Origin of the sequence: Paenibacillus guangzhouensis (assembly GCF_009363075.1) — a bacterium.
Taxonomy (GTDB): Bacteria; Bacillota; Bacilli; order Paenibacillales; family Paenibacillaceae; genus Paenibacillus_K; species Paenibacillus_K guangzhouensis.
In genome coordinates, this window is sequence record NZ_CP045293.1 from 2,169,224 (window position 1) to 2,193,390 (window position 24,167).

A 24,167-nucleotide genomic window follows, 5' to 3' on the forward strand; every position below is an offset into this window, starting at 1 on the left:
CAAAAAGAAGATCACCACATCCGGCCAGCTTGGCCAGATGGATGGTGATCTTCTTTATTACATTCTGTTAATTGCCTGAAACGGTGATTGGCTGATTGTACTACTGGTATACCAATTTGATCAATTTCAGGTGAAATTCGCAATACTTATTTTTGATAATTTTTCTACTAGCACAATTAGATCTTGATCTTGGTATAACAAAACACCATCATTATTTGACATTATTAAACCAAGATAATGACAATGTTTTGTTTCTAACTACTATGATTGCGGATTAAGCTTGAAGAAACAGTCTGAAGATCATGGTTGCAGCCTGTGCTCTCGAAGCATGGTTCTTTGGTGCGAAACTTCCATCTTCCATACCATTGATAATGCCTGCGCTTTTAATGGTATCCACTGCTGCTTTTGCATAAGCAGCAATTTGAGATTGATCAGTGAAAGCAGCAGAAAGATGGCCGGTAGCAAGTGTAAGGTTCAATTGCTGGCTAATCCGGTAAATCATTACCGTCATTTCCTCGCGAGTAATGTTATCGTTGACACCAAAGGTGAAGTCATTCTTGCCGTTTACGATACCAATCTTCTGTGCACTTGCTACTGCGTTCGTGTACCATTGACCTTCATGGACATCGGTGAATGTTGTTGCAGCAGTCACATCAGCGAGATCAAAGGTATCTATTAACATCTTAATGAACTCTGCGCGTGTTACTTTGCCTGTGGGATTGAACAAGCCATTGCCCGTTCCATTAATTGCGCCCCTTACAGCTAGTGCCTGAATACTATCCTCAGCCCATGCCGTTACAGATGTGTCAGTAAAGGAGACATGTGAATAGGCAGCCGCATACTGGCTAAAGCGCTTTGCCATAAATTCAACGTTGCCTGTTGCCGAATTATATTTGCCGTTCTTCACAACTTCGAGCTTGCCATTACTATCTTTGTAATAAATGATAATGTTGTTTGACTTTTCCCCAGCTTTCATTTTGTAAGGGATACCTATTTGCACGCCACTTCCGATAAGGTTGTTGATCTTCTTTTCGTCAATGCGAAGTCTGAAATCATAGACCGTTCTTCCATTCAACTGCCCCTGAACGGTTGCCGGCAGATTAGCTGCGTCTACCGCTTCCACAGTAAGGTGGATAATGGATGCAGCAGTTCCGCCATTTTTGCTAATCAGCTCCGGATTAATCGTAACGGTTGCTAAGCCAGTATCCAGCAGAATGGCTTTAATGTTGCTGTCCGTCAAAATATTCTGTGCCGGAATGTCCAAATTCACTTTCTTTGTACCTTCAGCCATTTTCACGACAATTGTAATTCTGTGATCTGTCGCATCATGTAATGCCGCTCTAATGTCTTCTGGCTTAACAATAGCTACAGCCACACCATTTGCATCGGTTATTGGTTGAACGATAACTTTGCCGGAATCGGACGTCGTCGTTGGCTTACTCGGTGTACTTGGCGAACTGACTCCTGGCGATTCGCCTCCGCCTCCCGTATTCGACGTTGCTTTTACCGTGATCACCGCAGTAGCTTCCTTACCTCCATCGGCAGTCGTAACTTTAATCGTTGCTGTTCCCACAGCAATAGCCGTTACTTTACCTGTTGTGCTATCCACTATTGCTACACCTGGTTTGTCTGACGACCATATTACTGCTTGGTTCGTCGCGCCTGCAGGCGCAATTGTTGCTGCCAGTGTTTGCGTGCCGCCTACTGTGAGATCAACTTTCGTTGGAGTCACTGAAACTCCCGTTACCGGCACTTTTACCGCAGTTACAGTTACAACTGCTGTTGCTGTATGACCACCGTCTGCTGTTGTTACCGTGATCGTGGCTGTTCCTGTTCCAACTGCCGTTACTTTACCTGTATGATCAACCTTTGCAATGCCAGTGTCGCTCGAGGTCCAAGTTACCTCTTCATTGCTTACATTTACCGGTTGGAACTTCGTTTTCAGTACGCCTACCGATCCTACTTGTAATAAAAGATTTGCAGGATCCAGCGATATACCTGTTACCGGAACATACGTGCCAGAAGTCGAGAAAAATGTTACAAAACTATCAATCAAGCCCTCTTTGCTTGTTATTGCACGAATCACCTTAGCCGATGTGGCACCGATTGGCGCGGTATAAACTACGCTGTCCTTTGTCGGCAGCGAGCCATCTATCGTGTAGTAGATGGTGGCCCCTTCAATATCAGTTGTTAATGCAACCAACTTGTTTGTTGCTGTCACAAGAGGAGCCTTAGCCTTCTGCTTCACAACTTCAGGAGTGCCAGGTGCAATGGTCAAAGCACTGAAGTTAAATCCATCCCCATTAACCATGATGCGAAGCGTTTGAACGCCTGCATCCAATTTCACGACGACATAGGCTTCTTGATAATTACCCCAGCCTCCCGTAGACGGTATGGATGCAGAGCCTTTAAGCGTTCCGTTTGATAATACCGAAGCGGAAACACCGCCTTGTGGCGTAGCATATTGGAGACGTACTTTATAGTAGCCCTCCTGAGGGACATTGATGAGATAATCGAATGTGGATCCTGCAACGGTGTACCCGAGGTTATTCATCGTACTTCCGTACTGAATCACCTGTTGGCCCGCTGCGACAAACTTATCGGCCTCAACCTTGATGACCCCGTCGCTTCCGGCTGTTTGTGTAATCACGGGTTCAAAAGTGATATTCTGCATATCAAACGAGCCGCTGTTTCCTTGAATACGCATGATTTGTTCTCCAGCCTGAAGTTGTACCGTAAGCCGAGCGCCTACCCAGGCTGTCGAACCATACAGATTCGGAATAGCGTAAGAGCCGAGAGTGCTGAGATTTTCAGACTGCAAGAGGAATCCTCCACCGTTCGGAGAGGTTACCTTTAGGGTAACTGCATATTTACCCGAAGCAGGCACGTTAATCTTAAATTCAGCCCAATCACCTGTATCTACACCTGTGAGTTTGGCGTCTGAAGTGTCCGCGTCATTGATGGCAACACCTGATAATTGATAGTAGTCGTTAGCCGTTACCGGGCCAGGCAGAATATCGGTGGCATTCGTTTTGTGTCCAGTCCCCCTCAGCATGACACTACCTATCAACGTTTGACTAGGTTCTGTATCTGAGTACGTCGATGCCGTCACCGTCAACGGCGTATTCACGTAATATGGCGTATTATCCCACCTCAATTGAACATTGACTTGATCCGGACTCGCATAGGTTACTTTGCCTATCGTAATCCCCATGGCAGCCGCTTCAGCGCCTAGCTTAATGGTGCCAAGCTTTGTCCCATACGTCATGCCTGTTACCGACAGGGAGATCTCCTTATGATCCACATTGTAAGGCAGAGATTCCGGCGTGACGGCCATTACCACGGGATCCTTCTGATCCAGCACAATGCGATTCCACTTGTACGTAATGACGGATTTCGCTGGAATTTGTGCAGCCACTTGCGTGCCGTCGCTAACGAGTTTGAACGTTTGTGTGATATCGGTCTGATTGGCGACAACGGAAACAATGGTTTTCTTGTCTGGGCTCATAAACGAAACGTTCGTTACGTGATCCTTTGACCCATAACTACTGTCAATCCGGATGTAGTCCGGCTTTACAAACTTCGAGTAGTTACCCAGCAAGTAATATTCCGGCGTCAGCCAATAATTGTCCGGATTACTGGAATCCTGAATGACCATAGTCGGATCCGGTGTACCGACCCATTGATGGGTGGCAATATCACTGTCGAGCATAAGAACCCACGAATTGTAGCTCTTAGCCCAGTTACGGAAATATTGCGCTATTCGGTCTGCACCCACAGTGCCCCAAACAGCTCGCTCTGTCAGATAAATATTCTCGGTTGGATACAGGTCATGCAGCTTCGTCATCATCGATGGATCGCCACCATAGTCGTGGAAAGCCGTACCGTCAATGGCATCGCGATTAGATGCATCGGCCAACATCGGCGCGGGATAATTCATCGTGTCGCTGAAGTTATGGTCGAAGATCCAAAGCTTCACATCGAGACCAGCCGCAGTTAGTTTCTGATGCAACAGCTTGCCAAGCTCGGCTTCCTGCTGCCAAGGCATTTTAGTGCTCGGATACTCAATCTCTAGAAGCGGTTCGTTCTGCAGTGTCATTGCTGAAATGTTGATACCCTGCTCTTTATAAGCTTGAATAAATTTAACGTAATAATCCGCCAAAATAGGCAGGTATTCGTCTTTCACCGAGCCTTTGATCATACTATCCGTCGTTTTCATCCAACCCGGAGGACTCCATGGCGAAGCGAAGAACTTCATCTCTGGATTGATAGCTATGATTTTCTTAAGTACTGGAATAATGCCATAATCGATATCTTTTTGAATGGAGAAATGCGCCAGATTGGGGTCGGTTTGACCTGCCGGCATGTCGTCATACGAATAGAATTTACGGGAAGTAAAATCCGCCGTACCGATTGTAAGGCGCGTCATACTCATGCCTATGCCATTTGTATTACTCACCAGTTTGGTCAACAGCTCATTTTGCTTGGCATCCGACATCTTGGTTATATTGAAAATCGTCGACTCCTCCATCGAGGTGCCCATGCCGGTAATTGTTTGATATTGTTTGTTCGGATCAATATTGATCGTAGTCGCATAGACGTCATTGCCTACGCTTGTCAGATCAAGATTCGCTTGAGGTGTCAGCTGTTTAACTTCATCGCCGGGTTGCCATCGCGGGGCATAATACCATAACATGCTTTGGCTGCTGCGTTCGCTCGAAAGCCAACTCTGGACCATACCCTGACCGCCCGGAACCGGATTCTGCGGGATAATTGCGCCACCTCCGTTTCCACCCTGTTGGGGTGCAGGACCAAAGCCTGTGGAGCCGAACCAGTTGAAGTTTAGGCCGCCATTCGTAAACTGCATCTTGATCTTTTGCACGCCTGCTTCCAAATGAACACCATTGACAGTCGCCGTCTTCCAGGTTTGCCAGCCGCCAGTATAGCCGACTCCTTTCAGTTCCCCAAGTGTATGGCCGCTAGCATCTATGATGAGTATGCCAGAGTTCGTAGTACCCGCGTCGCCTCCTGCATAGCGGAAGTCTATATCATAGGTTCCGCTAACCGGAACATCAATCAAATATTCAAGCCAAGCACCGCCGTAAGTATAGCCGATATCCTGACCGCCGCCTGTATCGGACGAATTTTCGCTTTTTAAACCGTCGGATTTAGCCGTATAATTCTCTGCTTCGACTTTATCATAAGGGTCTTTTGGTCCAGGCTTGTCAGGCATGATGGGTAATGTTGGAGTTTCCTCCGCTTTCGTCAGTCCATAACCATAATTAAATAGCACATATTTGGGTTCCAGATTGGATTGTCCCGCGACCGGATTTGTATATGCTTCTGTATAAAACGGCCAACGAACCGGTAATTTACCTGTGAAATCCTTGTCACCGAACAATACGTCAGCAACGCCTTCACCTTCCGTACCGGGCAGCCACGCCTCCACAAGTCCTGCCCAATCATTCAATCGGTCGCCGATCATAAGTGGGCGTCCGGAAACAAGGACAACGATCGTCGGTACACCGGAAGATTTGATATTGTCCAACGTCGCCAAGTCTTCCGAATCAAGCTTCAGTTTGTTCAATCCGTCACCGTTGCTTTCAGCATAAGGCGTTTCGCCTATGAAAGCGATTGCAACATCGTTGCCCTCTGCACCCCGGCCGTGCTTGTTGTACGTGACTTTCTTTGTGCTGCCTACCGCCTGTTGAATACCTTGCAGTAACGTTGTTCCGGACGTCGTGTTGCCCTTAGCTCCCTGCCATGTAATTGACCACCCGCCGGATTGCAGACCGATATCCGAGGCACTCTTACCTGCCACAAAAATCTTCTTCATCCCAGACAGCTGTGAGAGAATCGGAGAGCCGTTCACCTTGTCGTTCTTCAACAAGACAAGAGACTCACTGACTGCCTTGCGTGCCAGCTCGCGGTGTTCAGCGGAGCCGAACATTCCAGCCAGCTTCTTATCCGTCATTGGATGTTCGAACACACCTGATTCGAACTTAACGCGCAGAATACGGGTAACGGCATCGTCGATACGCTCCAGCGAGATCCCGCCCTCAGCAACCAATGCCTTCAGATTCATGATCGTCGCCTTCCAGTCCGTAGGCATCATCAGCATATCTACACCAGCGTTAACCGCAACGCGGATCTGATTCTTCAAGCCACTGACATTTTTACCGTCCCAGTCCTTCGTAATCTGTTGCACCGCATTATAATCAGAAATGACAAAGCCGGTAAAACCCAATTTCCCTTCACCATCACCTTTGAGGACATCAGTCAAAAGACGCTTATTCGCATGCATTTTCAAACCTTGAATGCTGCTATAGGAAGCCATGACGGTCCGTGCCCCAGCGTCAATCGCTGCTTTGTATATTGGCAAATCCAACGCTGTAACCTGCTCTTCTGTCATACCTGTTACATTACCTTGGTTCACTCCGTCTTCCGTTAAACCTTCGCCAAAGAAATGCTTCGCTGTAGCCACCACGCGGTCTGTACGTTTCAGTTGGTCTCTTGTCGCACCCTGAAGTCCTTTAATGAAGGCCGCTCCCATTTCACCAACAAGCTCCTGATTGTCGCTAAAGCCCTCGTAGGAGCGTCCCCATTGAAGATTTTGCGGATCCGCGATGGTCGGCGCGAACGCCCAATTCGTTCCTGCGGCTTTAATTTCCTTTGCCGCTGCGATGCCGATTTGCTCGACGAATTCTGTATCACGCGTCGCACCCAGAGCAATATTATGCGGGAATAGCGTTGCGCCAAGCAGGTTACTGTTGCCGTGAATCGCGTCAACCCCATATAGGATGGGAATGCCTAGACGAGTGGATAATGCTCCCGATTGGTAAGAATCGACGAGTGATGCCCAATTCTCGCGGGTGCTGTCGGATTGCTTGCCATTCGGGAACGAACCTCCACCGCTGAGTACAGAACCCAAGTAGTAATTCTGCACATCGTCGGGTGTGACGGACGCCCGCTCAGCTTGTACCATTTGACCAACCTTTTCGTCCAATGACATTCTGGAGAGCAGGTCGCCGACCCGCTCCTCTACTGCTTTTGAACTATTCCAGTAAATGGCTAGCTCCGTTGGATTTTTCCCCTCGTTGGCAAATACCGCTGTTCCGGATAATGATGAGCTGAGCATAATTCCTGCTGATAATACGGATAACTTGCGTTTCCACATTCTCAAAATCTCCTCCCTTATCATATTAAAGCCCAGAGTCTAGCCTTTTACCTTACCAGTGAACAGAACCGCGATAATCATCAAAACGGCGATACTTATTCCCGCATGTTTTAAACGCCATCTTTTCTTATACCACCCCTAAAAACAAAATTTGTAATTAAGTCTTCCTTGAACTCATTTTAGGTGAGCGGATGTGAAATTGTTAGGTCCGTTTTTTCAGGTAACGGTGTACAATTTCAGGTTTTTTGCCAAGTACACAAAAAAAGAGGTAGGAATTCATATTCCTACCTCTGAAGCGACCAATAAACGAGAGAAGATCGGTTATCCGCCCCATGAAATGCTAAATTACCATCCGACCCTAACAATTAAACCTTTCGGATTGCCAATTTCCAGATAAGCGGCTTGATTGTTGACATCGTCATATGGAAAACCATAGGCCAATCCGTTAATACCATATGCATGCCAAAATTTTGAATAGTAATTGGCTGGAGCAGCTTGATAATAATTGCCAACATTGTTCCAGTTGCTATCTGTAAATACGTGTCTATTGATTGCAGCACAAGTTTGAGCATTAGCTAACGCACCATCGCATCTGAGAATGTCTTGTGTCGAATAACTCGAATAACCGGAAAAGTAATTCTTATTAGCCCCGCCTGCGGCAAAAGAACCATGAATTGGAGCAATAATCCGGTAAGGAGCTTGAACGGTGCCAAGCGATTTAAATGGAGAAGGCATTTCATTAGCGAATTTTACAAATAAGCCGGAACGTGTTTCAGCTTCCAATTCACCAACGGTTTTGTCATAATTTCCGGCAGTATTCACTAACCTGTGTTGAATGGGAAATCCGAACATGTCAACCCTTGTCGTGTTTCCGTGATATCCGGCTGCGTCAACTGTAAATTCAATAAAATCAAAATAAACATCAACATTCGGGTCTGTTGGGTTTTCAATATTCGGACCGGCAAATCCATTATCATAAGTTTTAATGTAGCATTCAGTGCCTACACAAAGGAACATTCTACCTGATGTTATTCTCGGCATACTTACCCATGATGCATCGCTTATTTTGTGATAGAAGTTTGCATAATTAACCCCATTTTTCGTTAGATGGCCAGGAGCATCATTAAGCGCTAGTGAAATAGGCTGCAAATTCCCTCCTACATCCAAATAACTCCATTTTCCATTTGAGGGATTTATCCCAATAACTCCCCAGTAAATCTGATTATCCTGATAAGCTCCGTTTGTTCCATTCATGACCTTAAGTGATATCACGCCGCTGCCGGTCGGCGCTGGTATGGACGAGGCAGGTATCGAGTATATTGAAGATGATCCACCTGTCGTGAAGTCCAACCAATTGATATTAAAGCCGCCTGCGGATGCGTACAGTCTCAGCGTTTGGTTGCCCGCCGGCAAGTTAACGCTTGCATTCACGGTTTGCCACGATTGCCATCCGCCTGTATTTGGAATGTTTGCCGTCGTTAATACTTGGCCCGAAGCATTTTTTAATTGAAGCTGACCTGTCGCATTGGGGCTTGCTATTCTGAATCCGACGGTATAATTCCCTGCGTTTTGCACATTTACACTATAATCCATCCAACTCCCTGTATTTATCCATCCAACATTCAAGCCTCCACCCGTATCGGTAGTCGCCTCTGTCTGAACGTCAAACATATTGCTGTAGCTTTCAGCTTCAATTTTCCCAGGAATAACCGCTCCGCCACTTGATGTAGCTGTCAAAGATTCACCGGTAAACGGATTATACCGAGCGATGGCAATGATGAGCCATCCTGTACTTGAAACACAGTTTTCCTGGCTCATTTTCCAATAGTTATTGTTCGAACCTTTTAACGAGTATGGTAATCCTCCCAATAAAGTTCCACTTGTACCTTGCTTCTTGATTAATTCATCCAAAATGGCGTTTGCCTTGGCCGTATTGCCGTTCATGTAATGCGCCGTGGACATGAATGCGGAACCTTCGAACCAAATATCCGCGCATTTATTTCCGTTTGGCTGTCCGGTTGGTGTAACTGCTTCGGCACAATCATATTCCCAATCGAAATCATAAGCTGTCATCATGTTGGTGCCATCATAATCCAACGTATGTACATATTTAGGATCTGCTACAGTTCCTGTACCGTTAGCATTATCGACAAAAGCAAGCGACTGTTTATAATCTCTTGTACCTGTTAAGCCCATTGAAAGGACACCCCAAGGGTTGACATCCAATGGCACGTTAGGATCGATCAGATTCGTATTGTTTTTCCATCCGCCGTTCCAACGTTTTAGCGAGTCGTTCCATACGACGTTATCCAAGAAGTTTTTAACTCCATCAGCAGCATTGTTGTAGATCGTTGTACGATCCTGGAACACATTTGCATAGTATTTCAACACATTGTACATATCTTCGTTATGCTCAGTGGAGGTCCACACTTCATCCGTCCATGTATTAGGAACATCCCATTGTGTCCTGCCTCCAGAAATTCCGCCATTCGCTTTCTGGAATGTTACGGCCCAATCCAGTGCTTTCTTGACATTAGGTTGGAACCTTAAATCCCCATATTTCTTCTCATAGGTCATATAGGCCATAACCATCCAGGCCACTGGACCAACATGTTTGCGTATTTCTTCACCGTAGCCGTTGTTCCACCAGTAAGAGTTAATCCAGGATCCGTCTGCATCTTGAAATTGAGACATTTTGGTCAAAACCTTTTCCGCTCTGACACGATCACCCTTGAGCATGAATGCAATCGCCGCTACAGCCTGATCATAGGTGTATGCAATTTGTTTGCGATTTGTCGCATCCCACCAATCGTCAAAACTATCCACCATACCATCGCCTGCCATACCTATCGTTAAATCCTGCTGCGCCTTTAGCCACGTATAAGCTCGATCAGAAGCCAATGCATAATCAGCCGCTGCGGTTACACTTGCCAAAGGAACTATCACTTGGATAAGCATCATAATAGCCAAAAGCACAACTGAGATGCGATTAAATCTCTTTTTAATAAGCATAAACACGCTCCTCATCAAAATAAATTTTATGCACTTGCCATAGCTTTACCACCAGTGCCTTCCGTATTTGTGTAAGCAATTTTATAACACTCATTGTACGTCCATCCTCATGGTAACGTAAGGCTTCAAATTTTAGATATAGGTTACTGTTTTTTAGGTGATTTCCTAGATATCTGTCAAAAAAGGGACAATCTTCTCAAAATTCTTGAGTGACTGTACCTTTTTCGCATCGGTGGGACTTTTCAGTGACCTCATTGAAGCCAGCCTCTTTATTGACAATCGGTCTTACAATCATTCCATATACACATCACACGCTGCTGATCTCGGTATTCCTGCGGGCGGATGCCTATTATATCCTTGAAGACTCGGCTAAAATGCTTTGTGTTCTCAAAGCCGGCCATTTCGCTGATCTTGTAAATTCTGTGATCGGTCGAGACGAGCAGCTCACGAGCACGATCAATACGCAGCATTTTTAGATAGTTGACGAAGCTTTCACCAGTATATTCCTTAAACACCTGGCTGAAGTACGAATAATTCAGCGACACATGATTCGAAACGATCGTCATATTGAGGTCTTTGTGATAATGCTCCTTCATATACTGCACGGCTTTTTTCATCTTTTTATGATCAATGTGGAACGTCTTCATGCTTCGAATATACTCGCTCAACCTGCGCAGCAAGCCTTCTACGCCGCGAAAATACTCGTAATAATGGGTAAAGTTCGAAATATCTTGAGCCTTATTGAATAACCCCATAATCTCTATAGATTCGCAACCGTAGGCGCGAAATACTTTATTAAAAATATGTTCGTTCAAGGCTAGACACACCCCTTCCAGGTAAGAGATATGGAACTGGTCAAGCGTCTTGATATCGAGTACCTCCATTAGCAGTCCTGTCATCTCCTTATCACGGTCAGTTCCGAGCATGTTGGCGATTTTTTTGATCGTTTCAATAGGGAGAACAAATTCATGGCTCTTTTGGCTAATGCTTTCGAACCGCACCACGCTTGGAGCCGATAGTAAAAACGTATACTTCAGCGCCTGCTGTGCCTCCTGGTATGCTGTATGTAGATAAGCGGCACCCCTGACTGAAACACTCAACCCCATACTGTAGTTCAAATACCCTGATCTAGCAATTCGCTCTGCTAAATGCTGAAAGAGCTCCCTATGCTCAGCAATCAGCACCAGTCTGTTCTCTTTGTCCCAAATATGCGCGCGTCTTGCCCTACAGCACTCCGAAGCGTTCTCGATCTCCAATTGTAAGTGTGCCTGAATATCTGCATGTCCCACATCTTGGTTCGTTCCCATATACTGAAGTATGCCTACCTGAAATCCGTCGGCCAGCCATTCCATCCCTATTCCCTGCAGTTTACTGCGTAACTCCTTTTCACTCAGATGAGGAGATCTGAGCATATAACTAAGCTGGCTCTCCCGAAAAGCTTCACGCTGTTCCACTAAGCCAATCAATTGCTCATCCAACTGCTCTCTCTGCTTAATCTCCTTCTCAAGCCGCAGCATGGTACGAGTCAACTCGTCGCGGACGATCGGCTTCAACAGATATTTCTTCACCTCACAGCGAATAGCTTCCTTCGCATAATGAAAGTTATCATGTCCGCTGAGAATAATGACCACAGGTCGTCGATCCATCTCCAGAATTCGGTTCAATAGTGTTAAACCGTCCATGACTGGCATACGAATATCTGTGATTACAATATCCACAATGTTATCCGCAAGTCGTGCCAAAGCCTCTTTTCCGTTGGAGGCAGTTTCAATCGCGTAGCATTCTGGAAACTCTCTGTTGATCATGGCTCTAAGGCCAAGACGGATATTTTTCTCATCGTCAACGATTAGCACTTTTCTCATCAGTAGCCAGCCCTCCAGATAATATTAGATTCGGCAGCTTCTTCCTCACTTGGGTGCATAAAGTTCCTTTAATGACACGATGTTAAGCAGATAAGCTTCCAATCGTCTTATCCTTGTCATCAGGCATAAAGAGGGATTATCCCTAACTGTAAATATAGCCGCAAACAAGGTAGCTCGTTTGCGGCTTTAGCTCAACTATGCGTTTAATTATTATTTTTTGACTAACTTAAAATCATCGATTGCCGCCCAATTGCCTGCTTGTGCATTAGAGTGGATACCGATTGTGATTGTGCCCGTCGTCACGTTAATATTATCAATCACAAGCTCCACCCACGTGAATGGAGTCGATGTCGCTCCAAGATCGTGATATAACGTTGTTCCTCCATAATTACTCGCTTCCAAGCGTAATGCGTTTTGACCGCCGCTTGAGCGGACCCATACGGATGCCTTGTATGTTCCATTCGGTACCGATACCGCTTGATACGTCGTTTGTTGGTACGCCGATGAAGCATAATGCGTCAGCTTATAGGTACCTGTTCTAGGGGTATCGTTGTCCACAGCATATGCGGGTGCCTGACCGGATGGATGCCAGTCGTTCCAGCTTGCGGCATTGCCCGCTTCAAATCCCTCATTAAGCAATAAATTAGGCGTCATGTTCGAAGTAGTGAACTCAATACCATTTAAGTTGAAACTGCCTTTATACACAAGGTAAATATCCTGAACGCCAGTGGCCCCGCTTAAAGCTTCACTTTTCGTTGTCCATGTTTGCCAACTCCCTGTTCCTTCTACGGGTACCGTTCCAAGCAATGTCCCGGTTGGGCTGCCCGATCTTACTTCCATGGTTGTGCTCGTAGACGAGCCGTTAGCTACTCGGACATTAATCCCTGTTACGCCGGCGAGATCTACATTTTTGAACATGATCCAACTTCCGTTCGAGGCATGGCCAATATCCAACCCCCCTCCAACATCGCCTGACGTTTCAGGTTTAATCGAGAATGCCTCGTGATATGCCGAAGCTTTCAATGCGTAAGTATTTGGAATGATTGTATTTGCAGTAGATTGCTGGCCCGACCATTTAAAAGTAACCGCCGATTTAGGGGGAAGCGAATATGAGAATGATTGGTTACCCCACTTTACTTTAAATACATTGTTCGCAGTCGTTTCATTATATACAACCAGAACTTTGCTCCCGTCCGCATTCTTCAAAGCAACGTTATGGATGCCATTAGCATAGCCGGTAGAAGCGATCCGAACGGCTCCAGGGTTAACAAACTTGCTTAGATGGCCCATTGAATAATAAGATGGCCCATAAGTTACATTTCCATTGCTTTGATTGATTTCGACCAGCCCTGTGCATGTTGTACAACCTCCATTGGTAGGACCATGATTCGTATCAAGTGCAATGTTCCATGCAATAAAGTTTTTGGACCAATGGCGGATCGTTTTGGTTAGGTTTTTCATGTCGACATCGAACTGGCCTGTCGTTGTGTCCGTCCATATCCCGCCTGTACACTCTGTTTCATACGTATCTTTGTTCGGATACAAATAATGCATTGTTGACATGATAGTCGCTTCGCCGCCATAGCAGTGCCATGCAGTAGCTGAGGTATAGTTCGCTGCAGCGGTATCGTTGTAATAAGCTGGTACGAAATCAACATCCCAGTTATGATCAAAAGCGAATATTTTTACGTTTTTGCCGCTTAAGGCCGGACCCAAATTGTTCTTCACAAAATTGGCTTCCTCCTGCGGCGTTAAATACATGCCGGGATACCCGGTCGAGGCCCACCTGGGCTCGTTCTGAGGAGTAACGGCGTAGATGGGTACACCCTTCGCCGCATACGCATCTATAAAATTAACGAAATAATTAGCTAAATCCCCATAGTGTGCCGCCTTAAGCGTAGCTGTTTCGCCTCCAAGCATAGAACCGTTTTCCTTCATCCACCCCGGCGGACTCCATGGACTTGCAACAACTTTTAGATTTGGATTCAAATTTCTTGCTTGCTGCAACAGAGGAATGATATCTACTTCATCCTGCGCGATCGAAAAAGGAGCCGTAGGCGAATCTTTATAATTATAGTTGCCAATATGGGAGAAATCTGAAGCACCGATCGTTTGGCGCAACCAGCTGATGCCAATGCCGTTTGTCGGACTAAACAGATTGGTCATAAGGGCATTTCGGGTACTTGCATTAAGCTTCTGATTCATTAAATAAGCTGAAGAGTCTGTTATCGACGCTCCAAAGCCGTCAACAAATTGAAAGGTCACATTCTCATCCACGTAAATTGTATTTTGGCTCGAGTTGACGTCCGGAGAGAAGACAATATTGCTTTGCTGCGCCAATTTTTCGGTTAACGTCTCGTTGGTGCGCCAGACACTCACGGTTTCCCCCGCCGCTGACGCTATGTTCGGTTTGAAGATTGCATAAGAAGGTACAAGCAACGCTACTGATAGAAGGATCCCAGTTGCATTTTTCAAAACTTTATTTTTCATAGACTTGCCTCCTCTTTTTATTTCCCGGTTTGTCGTTTCCACGCATCCAATTGCTTCTGCACTTCCGCCACTATTTTCTCTACACCTGCTTTTTTCCGCTTTTCAATATATTCCGCCAATTTCTGATCCAAGTTCTTCGCCGCCCCTGTGTTCAGCGATGGTCCATATTCATCGTTAACGGCTTGTATATTCGCGATTTCCGTTTGAACGGGTTCCGGATCAAACGTAAACCCAAGAATCGGTGAGGATTGAGCTTCGCTATTTTCCTTCAACGTTTGGTCTCTTACTTCTTGGCTTTGACCTTCTTGCAAGTCGGCAAGAAAGCCGTTTCCGAATACCCATGTAATATTGGGGTTATATTTGCTGTTCTCGAGAGGCTTGATCGTATTTTCCGATATACGAGTATAATGTTCTCCTTCGATGCCGTAGCAGACCAGGTTCAACAGTTCTTTGTCTGAATTCAGTAGGTTTAAAAACATTAAAGCGCGCTCCGAATTTTCCGATGTTTGACTGATGGCTTGCATAGACTGAATAATTGTATTTGTTCCCACATATGGCTCGGATGTAGGTACTGTAATAATATCCTGGCCACCGGATGCGTTCTTTTCTTCCGCTTCCCTGCCAGGCTTCAGAACATTATGGAATGTAACGGCAAGTTGTCCCGCTTTTTTCCGATCATCTAACGCTTTGACTGTAGGAGCATCCTTATTGATTAATCCTTTTTGGTACCAACCATTCATGAGGTTCAAATATTCCTTATACTCCGGCGATTGAATGACATCCATGACCTTCGTCTCCGAGTCGCCGCGATAGATTCCGACGATCGCTTCGTTAGAAATATATTCAATGTTGTTGAAGGTCGTCTTCATGTTCTCGAAGTTGCCTCCGCGCGTCATCCCGAACGGAATAATATCCGGTTCGTTCTCCTTAATTTTCGTCAGAAAAGGTTCGATATCTTTAATCGTTTTGATCGTGCCAGGATTAAGCCCGTACTTATCGGCAAAGCGCTTTTGGATAAGGAAGCCTTCCTTATTTGTAATCGTCTGATAATTCAGAATGCTGTAAATTTTGCCATCTACCTTAAGGGCTTCCCAAACCAGATCCGGGAAAGTCTTCTTCAGCTCGGGAGCATTCTTCTCGAGCATCGGACCGATCTCGACAAAAGCACCACGCCGCGCGTTTTGAGCATAATTAAACATCCAGAATGACGTCCAGGCAATATCAAACTTTTCGTTTGCAGCTACCATCGTATTTAATTTCTGTTCATAACTGCCGCCATCCGTAGGCATTAATCTGATCGTGGCGTTGATTTTCTTGGTTGTTATTTTGTTAATCGCATCCTGGACCTTTTGAGTATCCGGTTGGATACTCCATTGCGGATAATACCAGGTAAGCTCAACCGGCTCCAACTGGTTGCCAGCATCCGCGCTCTCTTGATTTCTCGGTGTCGTCTCCTTGCTGACTTCGTTCAAGGGTTTTCCCCCGCTGCATGCCGTCAAAACCAGCGATAAACCAAGTACCGTTGCAAACGCGGCATGCATGACTCTTCTTTTTACCTTTACCATCATACGACCCTCCTCTTGAATCTATGGAATACGGTTATGGATATTAAAACGAAGATAATACTCCATCGCCGTCTATTCCTATAGTGCACCTTTACTCTTTAAGCGAGCCTACAGTAAGACCTTTAACAAAATAACGTTGAAAGAACGGAAAGACAAAAAGCATGGGTCCCGCTCCAAGAACAGCTAAAGCCATCCGCGCCGTTAAGCTGGGAAATTTCGTGACATCGACGTTCCCACTTAAATGCTGGGAGTTGGCGGCATAAAACTCTATCGTATTCATCGTGCGATACAGCAGTAGTTGCAAGGGAACAAGTTTATCGGTGTCTATGAACAGGAGACCCAGCCACCAGTCATTCCAATAGACAAATGAAATAAACAGACCAACGGTCGCTAGGGCAGGAACAGAGAGAGGCAGCACAATGGCGAAAAACGACCGATACTCGCCTGCGCCGTCGATCTTGGCTGACTCAATGATTTCCGATGGCATTTGATCCAAGAACCCTTTCATGATCATGACGTAGAAGGGATTGACTAGATAAGGGATAATCAGGACCCATAACGTGTCTTTCAGATGCAAGTATTTAACGACGAGAATGTAGAAAGGGACCAATCCCCCGCTAAATAACATCGTGAACACGACATATAAAGTCGTCGTTCTCCTGTACCGGTAATCCTTGCGAGACATGACATAGGCGATCATTGCCGTGAACAGCAACCCTGCCGCCGTTCCCACGATCGTGATCAAAATCGTTACGCTGTAGGCATTGATTAAAATGCCAGGATTTTTAAAAATGGCTTCGTACCCTTCAAAGCTAAATTTTTTAGGGATAAATCGGTACCCGTATTTAACGACATTCCCCTCGTCCGATAATGAAATAGCCACAACTAGCAATAGCGGATAAACCATGGCTATAGTAACTATTCCAAGAAAAACATGGGTCAAAATGCGAACAGTGGGCAAATTGTTATTATTCATCGTGACGCCCCTTACCATAGTGCATGATCTTTATTGAATTTCTTGATGATCCCGTTCGCCGCAATGACGAGAATGAAACCAATAATCGATTGGTATAAACCTACCGCGGCAGACATTCCCACATCTCCGATGGTCCGCAAAGCGCGGAAAACGTACGTATCAATGACGTCTGTCGTGGAGTACAGGAAACTGGAGTTATTTGGTATGAAGTAGAATAAGCCAAAGTCCGCACGAAACATGCCACCGATTGCCACAATGACCAGAACAACGATTAGTGGCATTAATAACGGAAGCGTTATATTGCGAATCATTTGAAGTTTGCTTGCCCCGTCGATTCTAGCCGCTTCATAATAGGTCGGATTAATCCCAATAATCCCCGCATAATATACAAGTGTCGAGAATCCTACTGTTTTCCACAAGTTAACCGCATTTAATATATACGGCCAACGATCCGCTTCCTGATACCAGTTCACCGATTCCCAACCGAATAATGACCATAAATGATCCAGCAATCCTCGTTCCTGCTCCAGAAAAGCTAGCACGATATATCCAACAACCACCCATGAAAGGAAATAAGGTAGGAATAAGGCCGTCTGATATACCTTCACGGCTCTACCGGACATCTCGTTCAACAGGAGTGCGAGAAGCAAAGCACATACCATCGTAATGATGATAAAACCGACGTTATACATCACCGTATTACGCGTAATTCTCCAAGCATTGTCTGACACGAAGAAAAAACGGAAATTGTCGAGCCCATTCCACTTACTTCCAAATATACCCAGATTGAATCGGAATTTCTTAAATGCGACAATAAGTCCGATTAACGGCAAATAGCTGAAAACAAGCTTAAAAATCAGCGCCGGCAAACTAAGGATAAATAACTCTCTCTGACTCTTCATCTACTTTCACCTCCTTCGGTTGCCGGCTCAAGCGCAGCAACCATACGGCTATCTTGCCAGATCCCCCCCTTCTTCTTCCACTCCTCAAATTGCACTTTACTCTATTTCTGCATTCTCAATTATCACTTTACTCAACACCTTCAGTCGCCAAGAAAAAAAGCCTTGAAACCTCATCTGCTTTCTGAGATTCCAAGGCCCGATTCATGCCTTTGTAGCAGTTATTGCTTTTCTTAGCCGGTAGTTTTTTGGCGAGGTTCCGTACTTGGATTTGAACAGTTTGAAAAAATAGCTTTGGGACCGATAACCCGAAAGCTCCATCACTTCATTAATCGTAATGTCTTTCGTTTCGAGCAATTCAAGAGCCTTGTCCAGGCGGACATCGTTAATATACTCCGTTACGGAGATACCTGAATATTGTTTGAATTGACGGCCAATATAGGCGGATGACATCTTTAGAAGGCGGGCAATGGATTGCAAACTAAAATCAGGATCCATACTGTTCTCGGCGATCATCGCTTTTATTGTACGGCATAAAATATCATTTTTTTCAATATCTCCTATATTGGATTGATCGGAAAACTGCGCAGCCAGGGATAAGAATAAGTCCTTGATTTCATCCGCTGTCTCCTGCTTCAACACTTCCTGATAAAACTGCCTGACGTCAATCTCAATTGGACGAAGTAAATTTTCGTTGACTTCGCTAATGATCCTTGTAACCGTGACAGTCATGAGCAGTACCGCATTCATAAACTGGGTATACGTTAAATTGGCAGCATAATTAAAAAAATCATTAAAGTCCTTGACTAAGCCTTCACTGTTTCCGGTTCTCAGATGCTCGATTATTTGCTTTTCGATATGGGTTGCTTGAAGGAGATCTTCATGTCGTTCTTCTGCTTTTACGAGTTCGGAAGTAATAAGAGTAGAACTACCCAGCAGCATTCGATACTGCATTAAATTTTGGGCTTCCGTATAAGCATTTTCCATATCCCTATAGCTTTCGAACGGAGATACGAATGAAATCGTTGTTGAAAGCTGGTAATAACTTCGAATCACCTGCTGCATACCTTTAATCGAACCTTCAATTGACGAGACCGAAATTGTCTTTCCATGAAACGACGCCAGAAACACAAATTGGTTTTCCCCCATCTCGACCCACGCGAGCTTGCAAAACTTCGAAAGCATTTCTTCTGCAATATTTCCAAGGGCAAAGCGGTATATCCTTTGCTCATCAGCACTCGCCTGCGCCATTTTTTGTTCGAACTTGTCGATTTTGCAAACGCCAATGATGAAAGGTCCTTCTCCATCGATCGGCAGTCGATGCTCAGCCAGAAGCTGCCGAAACTTCTCTGTTGTCAGGGACTTACTTTTCGTCAACAAATTACGGATATGGAACTCTTCAATGATTTTCCGATTTCGAAAACGATGAAGTTCCGCGCTATTGGCTTTATCCATGATAGAGGCATAACTAGCGGACAAATAAGACCATTCATCCTTCTTCCTGAAGGGCTTCAATTCCAACGGGACGGTACCTCTTACCTTATTAAGCATCGTTTCTACTGGTCGATATAACCGCGCAGATATGACGTAAGCAATAACAGCCGATAATAGTAAAAACGCGATCGTCCATACAATAAGCATATTTCGAAAGCCGTTTAGCTCCCGGAATGCATAATCATAGGATTGGATACTGACAGCCTTCCAATTATAGACACCTAACGACAGCACCGTAACAATTGATTTGTCTTTCCCACTGCCGTAGGTGAAATATTCGAATTCAGCTTTGCCGGATTGAATCCGTTCCATGATTGGGGTAGGCAGAAAGTTCGAAAGTTGATTTTCATTCGTGTACATTTTCCCTCTTCCATCCATCAAGAGCACTGAACTGCTTTTATCGTAAGCCAAGTCATTGATAACTTTAATATTGTTAAATATCCATTCTGGTTTTACATTTAGAATCAACTTACTTTGCTCCGACGGATTAGTTTGTTTGTCGTACATCATATAAGAAAAGAAATCGATAGCGGACAACGGGGAGTTATCCGTAATCTTAATTGGTATCAGTTTCATTTTCTGATGATTAAGACGGTTATCGATCTCTCTTTCGAATCTTTGAATCTCGCCGTGCAAATTATCTTGAATTTTGCGGTTGGTGGATAAGTAGCTATCGGTATAAGCGTTGTACAACATAATAGAATGCAAATATGTCGAGGAATCTGCTAGTTTATCGAGTTTAGCTAATTTGAAGGCGATGTCGTCGTATGTATAGTCTTTCCCGTTCAGAATAGGAATGACCTCATTATCGAAATACAGGGACATCATTAAGTTCTTTAATATTTCATCCATGTACTCTACATTATATTTCACTTGGGCCAACACTTTTCTGTTCGCTTCAGACTGAATATGAAGGGTCGTGTTTTTCATGTTCCAATACATAGTCAACGAGAATACGCATAGAACAACGACAACAAAGATAATAAGGGTCAGTAGAATGCGCTGTAAATATTTGCGGGAAGGAAATCTGGCCAATAGCTTCATTCCGCCTCCTCCTTATCTGATCACATACTGAATGTTAAATATAGGGCTGCCACTATCGGGACAGCCCTTACCCGTTACTATTAGTTGCTCAACTCTCGCATCCAACGATATGTAGCTACCGTTTTAGGAGGAAGACTGGACAATATCTGCTTGCCATCGCACACGATTCGAAACTGTTGCTGCATTTCCGTTTGATTCATTACGACAACAACTAATGATTGATCCGGATTCATAAAAGCGACATTGGTAACCGAACTCGCCCAGCCATAATTGCTCTCGACCCTTCGAGCCCCTCTTTGAATAAATTTTGAAAACTGTCCGCTCAGGTAAAACTCAGGTGTCATCCAATATTCATCCCTATTGTTGGCATTTTGCACCATGAGAGTCGGATCCGGAGTTCCTACCCATTGATGCTCGCCAATCGTGCTGTCGAGCATTGTTACCCAAGCGTTATAACTGGAAGCCCAGTTACGAAAATATTGGGCAATCCTGTCAGCTGCCGCCACTCCCCAAATCGACCTTTCCGACAGATGTATCGTTTGGTCAGGATATGCGCTTTTCAACTCCGTCATCACTGTCGGTTCTCCTTCATAATCGTGAAATGCAATACCGTCCGACGAGTCACGTCCTTCTGTCGCATTCAAGATAGGGCATGCGTACATCCAACCCTCGCTGAAATTGTGATCAAATATCCAGATTTTCGTATTTAGCTGGTACGCCTCGAGCTCCTTCTTTAACGCGATAATAAGCTCTTTCTGGCGCTCCGGACTCATGAAGCAGCTTGGATAATCGATTTCAAGTAAAGGTTCATTTTGGACTGTAATCGCGTACAACTCGATTCCATGCTCTTGATAAGCTTGAATGGTTTTACGATAATAGCGGGCAAGAGCCTCAATGTACTCATGGCCCTCTTTAAGTTGTCCACGCTTCAAGCTGCCGGATGTCTTCATCCAGGCAGGGGGCGACCACGAGGAAGCAAAAATAAGCAATTCGGGCGATATTTCTAACATCCGTTTTAATGTCTTTACGATGCCGAACTGGATGTCCTTTTCGATTGAGAACCGTTGTAGCAGAAAATCAGTTTCTCCTTCCTCCAAGTCATTGTAGGAATAAAACGTACGTGCCGTGAAGTCCGAAGTACCGAGTGTGATACGTACGAGATTGAAACCGACTCCGCTATTCGAATCGAGCAGATGCGTATAGAACTCTTCCTGTTTATCGGGCGACATTTGTAATAGATTGTGAATGGTACTCTCTTCCATAGAAGTGCCGATACCAAGAATCTCCTGATATGCAATATCGGGAAATACGGTAATTGTCGGACATTCTACCACATCTGGCGTCGAGAGAGTTAACTGCGGTCTCGCTTCCATTCTATAATCAATTTCCTTAGGAGCGTAGAACCAGGATCTATCCCTAGGCTCTTTCTCCGAGCTCCACCAAACATCTACTTTTGAACCCAGTGTCATATTTATTCTCTCCTCATTACAAGATCAAAGTAACAGGCAGCTTGAATAACATCATTAGACTGCTGCTAGTCCTGTTCATGAGTATGACAAAATTGCGTCTCATGTTCTACTCCACAAAATGCATATTTCTCCTTAATAACCGTCTCATGAATGAAATTCCTCCATCGGTACATCGATTGATCTTGGATTATAACAAAAAACCAACAGATGTTAGTCCCTCACAACGGCTTAAGGCTGATCGGCAGACTTGCCGCCCTCATGTTATTCGATTTGATAAACAAACAAATCCATGCCAATCCCATAATGGTCGACGCGGAGCTGATCGTACGTAAGTTGTGCGAAACATCTTGACGAACCCGAATGTCATCGTGAAATAGAGGACCTCACGGTCCTCTCCATATGCGTTATCTCGACTTATTCGTTCCATAGCTTGATTCGGGCTTTGACGTATGTTTCGTAGCCTTGCTCCAGCTTCTCGACGCCGGCATCAATCAGCTCTTTCTGATATGCGTCCCAGATCGCGTCGAATTTATCCGGTTTGGCCATTATCGACTCCGGAACTCGCTTCCAAGTGATGTCTTTCATTTTATTGGACAAGACACTCACTTCGGAATCGGAAGGCACCGAAATCGTCCATGCCGCTCCCCAAGGCTTCACCGGGAATTCATCTTCTTTCGGGAACAAATCTTTCCACGTCGTCGCGTTATAATGGGAAAGAACATCTTTTTCCACGTCGTTGTAGCTTGCGGCGATTTGCTCTGGGAAATTCGTCGTATAATAGTTGCCAGTCGGATCTTTGACACCATCGCCGTAATGGGCGGAAAGGAAATAAAAGCCGATGCCCGCTTCTTTCGAGAAATTGATCGCATCGTTGATTTTGCGGTCGTTCACTTCTTTCGGAACGACACGTTTGCCGTTTTCCATCTTATAATGCTTGCCCTCAATACCCCAGTTGTTTAAAATTTGCCCTTCGTCGGAGGCAAGAAAGTCAAGGAATTTGATCGCTCGCACCGGGTCTTTGCAGCTTTTCGTAATGCCTACGCCATATCCCGACAAAAATCCAGTCGATTGGAAAGAATGCTCCTTATACTCTTCGGATAACGTGATCGGGTAATGGCCGTAACCGCGATCGTACTTGCCGGCTGCTTTCAGCGCTCTTTCACCATCGCCGTAATCCCAGCTTTGGTCGATCAGACCGAGTACGCGCCCTGTCGCGATTTTTGCTTTGTATTGGTCGTATTTTTGTACGAATGACTCTTTATCCAACAATCCGATATCGTTCATATGGTTCAGCCATCGGAAATATTCTTTCTCCTCCGGGCGACGGAAATGATATGTCACCTTTTGCGTGTTCTGGTCGATATAAAATTCGCCGTCGTCCGGCCCGCCGGTCGTATAGAAAGCTGGGTTTGTCACGGAAATCAACATACGCCAGTCGTCAGCATTCAAGGTGAGCCCGATCGTCGGCTGACCGTCGATGGTCGGATGTTTTTCCTTATAGGCCTTGATCGCATTTTCGAAGTCTTGTACGGTGCGCATCTTCGGATATCCAAGCTCTTGCACGACAGCGTGCTGCAATTCGAAGCCACCTCCCGCATCGAAACTTGTCCCGTCAACAGCAGCATTGGACGGGATTACGTAAATGGCATGATCCTCGTCGCTGTAACGAAGCCTTTTCTCGTATTTGCCTACAACTTTTTTGATATTCGGTGCATATTTGTCAATCAGATCGGTCAAATCCAGCATCGCGCCGGCATCCACCATTTTGTTGATGTCGGATTTCGCGAAAATCAAGTCCGGGTATTCACCACTTGCCGCGATCAGAGCAACCTTCTGCCCTGAGGCTCCGCCTACTTCAAATTCGGCCTTCACCGTTACGCCGGTTTTAGCCGTGATCGCTTTGCCTACATCGTCCTGCATATTGTTCCAGTTCGGATTCGGGTCAGCGCCAAAAAACGTAAACGTAATCGAGGAAGTGTCTTCCTTGTTCGACTTCGTGCTGTCTCCTTCGGATTTGCCGGAATCCGCATTATTCGTCTGCGAATCCGTTTTGTTCTCGGGTTGTGCAGGCGTGTCCGATTTGCCGCAAGCAGGCAGTACGAGCATGAGGGCTAGCATCAGAGTGCTTGCAATTTGTACTGATTTGACTTTCATATAAACCCCTCCTGTAGAAATATCA

Annotated in this window: 10 protein-coding genes; all 10 read right to left on the reverse strand. The window is 45.3% G+C overall.

The window, feature by feature from the left end:
* Window positions 1-274: 274 nt before the first annotated feature.
* Complete coding sequence (locus GCU39_RS09805; RefSeq protein ID WP_152393341.1) at window positions 275-7,177, reverse strand: glycoside hydrolase family 3 N-terminal domain-containing protein; 6,903 nt, start codon at window positions 7,175-7,177, stop codon at window positions 275-277.
* Between the two features lie 345 nt (window positions 7,178-7,522).
* On the reverse strand, window positions 7,523-10,189 hold the full coding sequence (locus GCU39_RS32390; protein WP_321575633.1) for a beta-1,3-glucanase family protein: 2,667 nt from the start codon (window positions 10,187-10,189) through the stop codon (window positions 7,523-7,525).
* A 269-nt stretch (window positions 10,190-10,458) separates the two neighbouring features.
* On the reverse strand, window positions 10,459-12,051 hold the full coding sequence (locus GCU39_RS09815; RefSeq protein ID WP_152393342.1) for a response regulator: 1,593 nt from the start codon (window positions 12,049-12,051) through the stop codon (window positions 10,459-10,461).
* 210 nt (window positions 12,052-12,261) lie between these two features.
* Window positions 12,262-14,541: a carbohydrate-binding protein gene (locus GCU39_RS09820; protein ID WP_152393343.1), complete on the reverse strand. Its 2,280-nt coding sequence runs from the start codon at window positions 14,539-14,541 to the stop codon at window positions 12,262-12,264.
* 17 nt (window positions 14,542-14,558) lie between these two features.
* A complete protein-coding gene (locus GCU39_RS09825) occupies window positions 14,559-16,109 on the reverse strand; it encodes an ABC transporter substrate-binding protein (protein WP_227793514.1) in 1,551 nt (516 codons plus the stop codon).
* A gap of 88 nt (window positions 16,110-16,197) precedes the next feature.
* Window positions 16,198-16,989: a carbohydrate ABC transporter permease gene (locus GCU39_RS09830; protein ID WP_227793515.1), complete on the reverse strand. Its 792-nt coding sequence runs from the start codon at window positions 16,987-16,989 to the stop codon at window positions 16,198-16,200.
* Between the two features lie 104 nt (window positions 16,990-17,093).
* On the reverse strand, window positions 17,094-17,984 hold the full coding sequence (locus GCU39_RS09835) for an ABC transporter permease (RefSeq protein ID WP_152393345.1): 891 nt from the start codon (window positions 17,982-17,984) through the stop codon (window positions 17,094-17,096).
* Between the two features lie 201 nt (window positions 17,985-18,185).
* Window positions 18,186-20,519 (reverse strand): helix-turn-helix transcriptional regulator, encoded by a 2,334-nt coding sequence (locus GCU39_RS09840; RefSeq protein WP_152393346.1) that lies wholly within the window; start codon window positions 20,517-20,519, stop codon window positions 18,186-18,188.
* 80 nt (window positions 20,520-20,599) lie between these two features.
* Window positions 20,600-21,988, reverse strand: coding sequence for a glycoside hydrolase family 30 protein (locus tag GCU39_RS09845; RefSeq protein WP_152393347.1), 1,389 nt, complete (start codon window positions 21,986-21,988; stop codon window positions 20,600-20,602).
* A 414-nt stretch (window positions 21,989-22,402) separates the two neighbouring features.
* Complete coding sequence (locus tag GCU39_RS09850) at window positions 22,403-24,142, reverse strand: ABC transporter substrate-binding protein (protein WP_152393348.1); 1,740 nt, start codon at window positions 24,140-24,142, stop codon at window positions 22,403-22,405.
* Window positions 24,143-24,167 lie beyond the last annotated feature (25 nt).